Here is a 4,494-nt window from a genome sequence, read left to right as displayed (position 1 = left end):
CCTGAACTCTGGTTAAGAGGTTTACTAACGTATTGAATCATGGTTATATTTAAATTTATTTTCTCTAGTCAGAGATTTTCAGTGAAAGCAAGGCGAATTTACGCGTCAATAGCGGGCCTATTGCAAGTAAATTCAACGCAGTTAGCGCTGCAAATAGCTGCACGAGATAGATTTATTATCCAGAGTTCAGGTTATTTAGCGCCTTGTTTTTTTAAGTTAATTTAAAACGCCTGACTTGCTCATCTAGCGAACGGGCAAGTGATAATAGTTCTTCACTTACTTTTTGATTATCGTTGGCATCCACTAATGATCGCTCCGCATTATCGCTAATGGCTACCACACTTTGGTTTATTTCTTCCGCAGCTAAGCTTTGTTGTTCTGTTGCATCCGCTATTTGCACATTAAGCTGATTGATTTCACTCATTTGAGAGGAAATATCTTTTAAAGCTTGTGCGACTTTTTTTACTTGTTGCGCTCTATCGTCTGCTTCTTCACATGAGTTACTCATCATTGTTACTGTGTGCGACGCTTCCGATTGCAGTTTGTCAATTGTGCGTTTAATTTCGTCAGTAGAATCATGGGTACGTGTTGCTAAAGTGCGTACTTCATCGGCGACAACGGCAAAACCTCGACCTGTTTCTCCCGCTCGAGCCGCTTCTATTGCGGCATTAAGTGCAAGTAGATTTGTTTGTTCGGCAATGCTACTGATCACTTCAAGTATTTTTCCTACTTCTAAAGTTTGTGCCTGCAGCTGACTTACTTGTTGGGCTGCGCTGCGAACATCATCTGCAAGTTGATTTATGCTTATCTCAGTATGCTCAGCAACACGCAAACTTTGTTGTGCTAGCAGATTACTACTTTCTGACTTTTCGGAAGCAAAGTGAGTGGTATTTTTAACTTCGTTAGAAGAGCTTTCAAGCTCATTAATTGCAGCGGCAACAGAGTCTGTCCCTTGCTTTTGACTCAAAATTGCTTGTTCAGTCGCATCGGCTGATGCATAGATGGCTTCGGCAGAATGAATGAGCACTTTTGAAGAGTGTGAAACTTGCGCAATATTTTCTTTAAAAGTGGATATCATCTGGTTAAAGCTATTTGCTAAAGAGCTTAACTCATCGTTATTGTTATCCTCAATTTTGAGACTTAAATCATTATTGCTGGTGGCGAGATGCATCATGCGATCAATGTTATTAAGACGTTTAATAAATATTCTTCTAAAAAGTAAACCCAGCAACAAAAAAGCAGTGATAAAGAGTGTTGATAGCAGGGCTGTATTAATAAGTGTATTACGAGTTACAGCTGTTTCAATATCTGCGAGGGAATAACTGATTTTTACTACACCTAATACATCACCTTCTTGTGCTTGATGGCAGCCAAGACAGTTAGTCCCTTTATGATCACTACTTGCAAGCATCGGCTTTAAGTATGTCATATAGCGAGTACCTTGTTGCTGTTCGATAAAAAGATCTTCTTTGCCTTCAAGCGCTGCAATTTCTGCATCATTACTCGGGGTTTGGTTAGCAGCGCCTAATCCATAGAGCTTGTTTACAATAGGGCTGCGGATTATGTGCGCGTCTTCTATGTTGGGATGACTACGTAATTTACTGCTTAGTATTTCACGATTCGCCATTGTGCCAGTCAACATCATGGTGTTGATGGAATCAAAGTAGTTATCAGCAAGTAACTTAATATTGCTAGCGATTGTTTCCTGAGCAAGTGTGTGCTGTTGATTAGAACTGCTGATCAGGCTTGCACAAAGTACCAGCACACCCGTCAGTGCTAGCAGTGCATAAATTTTATGTTGAATTAATTTCACGTGCGTAATGCTCTCCCAAACAAGATAGCGTTATTATCTGTATTTGGAAGAATGAGGCATTGATATAGCGCAAACTTAAAAGATTAAAGTAACTGTTGTTCAGTTTTAATGTTGATTAATCATATGACTTGCTAATTGACCAAACGATTGCTTCAAGCCTTCTCGTAATAAAGGATTATCTATTTCAATATCAAGTGCTTTATTCATGCAATGCATCCATTGATCACGCAGGTCTTGATCAACAGGGAATGGCATGTGGCGTTTACGAAGCATTGGATGGCCATGTTTTTCAACAAATAAGTCTGGTCCACCTAACCAACCCGATAAAAATTCAAAAAACACTTGGCGAATTCGATCTAATGGCAGAGGATGCATATTATATAATGGTTTAGCGTATTCATCGGTCTCCATTATGTCGTAGAATCTATTAGAAATAGCAAGAGCTCCTGTCTCTCCACCTATTATTTCGTAAGGTGTTTTTTCTGGCGTAGGTGCTTGTGTTACTGATATCGATTTAGATTTTGAAAAAAGTCGTTTAATCATATTATTTATCATCGTTAATAGGCAGTATATAGCTGCAAAGAGGTTGCTTTAAAATGGACAAATATGCGGTTTTTGGAAATCCAATTAAACATTCAAAATCCCCCGCGATACATAAACAATTTGCAGCCTCATTGGGTGAACAAATCGACTACCGCGCAATTTTAGCACCTATCGATAGTTTTGAAAAAACAGTATTGTCTTTTTTTGATCAAGGTGGCAAAGGGGCAAATGTGACCATGCCGTTTAAAGAGCAAGCCTATGCAATAGCAAGTGAGCTTACGCCATTAGCTAAAATAGTCGGGGCCGTTAATACGCTAAAAAAACGAGATGATGGCACATTATTAGGTGATAACACCGATGGTGTTGGTTTTGTAAATGATTTACTCGCTAATAAAGTAGCCATTACTAATAAGCGAATTTTAATTATTGGTGCGGGTGGGGCTGCCCGAGGTGTTATTTTACCTTTACTAGAGCATAACCCTCAGGAAATAATAATCGTTAATCGCACCGCACAAAAAGCAAAAGAACTCGCAGAGCTGTTTGCTCAATACGGGTCTGTATCAGCCTTCGGTTTTAATGATTTACCAGTAAGCAATTACTCACTAATTATAAACTCTACGTCTAGCAGTATGAATAATGAGTTGCCAGCACTCGATGAAAAACACATAACTAACTGTGAAGTCGCTTATGACATGTTTTATTCACTACAAAATACCATTTTTATGAATTGGGTTGCGCAGCACAACATTAACGCTAAGCTTTTAGATGGCAGCGGTATGTTAGTGGGTCAGGCTGCTCAAGCATATTATGTGTGGCGTAATAAAATGCCAAAAATACTCCCCGTAGTTGATGCGCTTAAACAAGGAACGCTTAAATGAATCAGGCAATACAATTTATAGATAGGCTAGAGTTTAGAGAGCCCGATCATCAGTTAGTCTTTTTTGCACAAGTCAGTGGCATGCTGGTGGAGTGTGTAATAGCAGTAAATACACTTAAATTAACAGACGAAAGCCATGCAACAGAGTATTTTGAACAATACCGTTTTGATTACGAAGAACGTGCCGAGCAACTCATCGAAGAAGAGAGCTATAACTCGGCAGGTCAAATAGATGTCAGTTTATTGAGCTTCAGCTAAATACTCATCTTTAAGTAAAACGTAGTTATTGGCGGATACTTTTAAAAAGGCAAGTTCTTGTTCTGTAAGAGGGCGGGCTTGTTTAGCTGGACTTCCTACATATAAGTATCCCGACTCTAAACGTTTATTTGGTGGCACTAACGAGCCGCCACCAATAATAACATCGTCTTCAACAACCACGTTATCCATAATAATAGCGCCCATACCGACTAAAATGCGGTTTCCTAATACACATCCATGCAACATCACTTTGTGACCCACAGTCACATCATCGCCAATAATCAAAGGGTAGCCATCAGGGTTGCTTTTAGTTGCACGGGATAAATGTAATACACTGCCATCTTGTATATTGGTACGATTACCAATGCGTATATAGTTAACATCACCTCGTGCTGCGACCAATGGCCACACACTACAGTCACTGCCTAATGTAATATCACCGACTAGTACTGATGACTCATCAACATAAACAGACGCATTAAACGAAGGTGTTACACATTTATAAGAACGGATTGCCATATTTGCACCTTTAAATAATAGTTTTTGTATTAATGAGTGTAACAGTAGCGCTAATTTAAGTACCGTTAAAGCATAATTTGATTATAAAACTATCAGTTTCGGGTGCTTTAGGTTAGTAACTGACCGAACAGCACTTTATTTACAGTTTTCTTAAAAAAGTGCTTGCGTAAAAATCTGTTCTCCCTATAATGCGACCCCACTGAGACGGGAAACGCCGAAGCATAGCAAGGCAGCAACGATTCAGAGAGTTAAATAAAACTTCGGTTTTAAATCTTCCAAAAGAAAGTTTAAAACTAAGTGTTGACTCGAAAAATAAAGGGTGTATTATTCGCATCCCTTGAGACGCTAAAGCGACTCAAAACGTTCTTTAACAATATAAAGCAATCATCTGTGTGGGCACTCGTACAGATTGAGTTCTAACAGCCAACCTACTTACTCTTTATGGGTAATTAGCGAGGCAAAAAAATTAGAGTCTCAATTGAAA

Annotated in this window: 5 protein-coding genes; 2 read left to right on the top strand and 3 right to left on the bottom strand. The window is 39.0% G+C overall.

What is annotated here, in order from left to right; genetic code table 11:
• Nucleotides 1–211: 211 nt before the first annotated feature.
• Together CWB66_RS16315 and CWB66_RS16310 are read right to left on the bottom strand one after the other, a co-directional pair.
• A complete protein-coding gene (locus tag CWB66_RS16315; RefSeq protein ID WP_138586182.1) occupies nt 212–1,813 on the bottom strand; it encodes a methyl-accepting chemotaxis protein in 1,602 nt (533 codons plus the stop codon).
• 105 nt (nt 1,814–1,918) lie between these two features.
• Entirely contained in the window at nt 1,919–2,356 is a 438-nt protein-coding gene (locus CWB66_RS16310; RefSeq protein ID WP_138586181.1) for a group II truncated hemoglobin, read from the bottom strand.
• A gap of 53 nt (nt 2,357–2,409) precedes the next feature.
• Between CWB66_RS16310 and aroE the strand changes: the two genes are divergently transcribed.
• Together aroE and CWB66_RS16300 are read left to right on the top strand one after the other, a co-directional pair.
• Entirely contained in the window at nt 2,410–3,234 is an 825-nt protein-coding gene (gene aroE / locus CWB66_RS16305; RefSeq protein WP_138586180.1) for a shikimate dehydrogenase, read from the top strand.
• Nucleotides 3,231–3,491, top strand: a complete 261-nt coding sequence (locus tag CWB66_RS16300) for a DUF1488 family protein (RefSeq protein ID WP_138586179.1) — start codon at nt 3,231–3,233, stop codon at nt 3,489–3,491. Before aroE ends, CWB66_RS16300 begins: the two co-directional genes overlap by 4 nt.
• On the opposite strand, the gene CWB66_RS16295 is transcribed toward CWB66_RS16300, so the two are convergent.
• Nucleotides 3,474–4,010, bottom strand: a complete 537-nt coding sequence (locus CWB66_RS16295) for a gamma carbonic anhydrase family protein (protein WP_138586178.1) — start codon at nt 4,008–4,010, stop codon at nt 3,474–3,476. The genes CWB66_RS16300 and CWB66_RS16295 overlap by 18 nt on opposite strands.
• Between the last annotated feature and the right edge of the window lie 484 nt (nt 4,011–4,494).

The sequence above is a fragment of the Pseudoalteromonas sp. S558 genome, from assembly GCF_005886635.1.
Classification (GTDB): Bacteria; Pseudomonadota; Gammaproteobacteria; order Enterobacterales; family Alteromonadaceae; genus Pseudoalteromonas; species Pseudoalteromonas aliena.
The sequence above is the reverse complement of the archived record's forward strand: the minus strand, read 5'-3'. Positions and strand labels throughout refer to the sequence as shown.

What these genes read in the sequence shown, in the direction of transcription:
- aroE (WP_138586180.1), top strand. Translation starts at nt 2,410, where the DNA reads ATGGACAAATATGCGGTTTTTGGAAATCCAATTAAACATTCAAAATCC.
- CWB66_RS16300 (WP_138586179.1), top strand. Translation starts at nt 3,231, where the DNA reads ATGAATCAGGCAATACAATTTATAGATAGGCTAGAGTTTAGAGAGCCC.
- CWB66_RS16295 (WP_138586178.1), bottom strand. Translation starts at nt 4,010, where the DNA reads ATGGCAATCCGTTCTTATAAATGTGTAACACCTTCGTTTAATGCGTCT.
- CWB66_RS16310 (WP_138586181.1), bottom strand. Translation starts at nt 2,356, where the DNA reads ATGATTAAACGACTTTTTTCAAAATCTAAATCGATATCAGTAACACAA.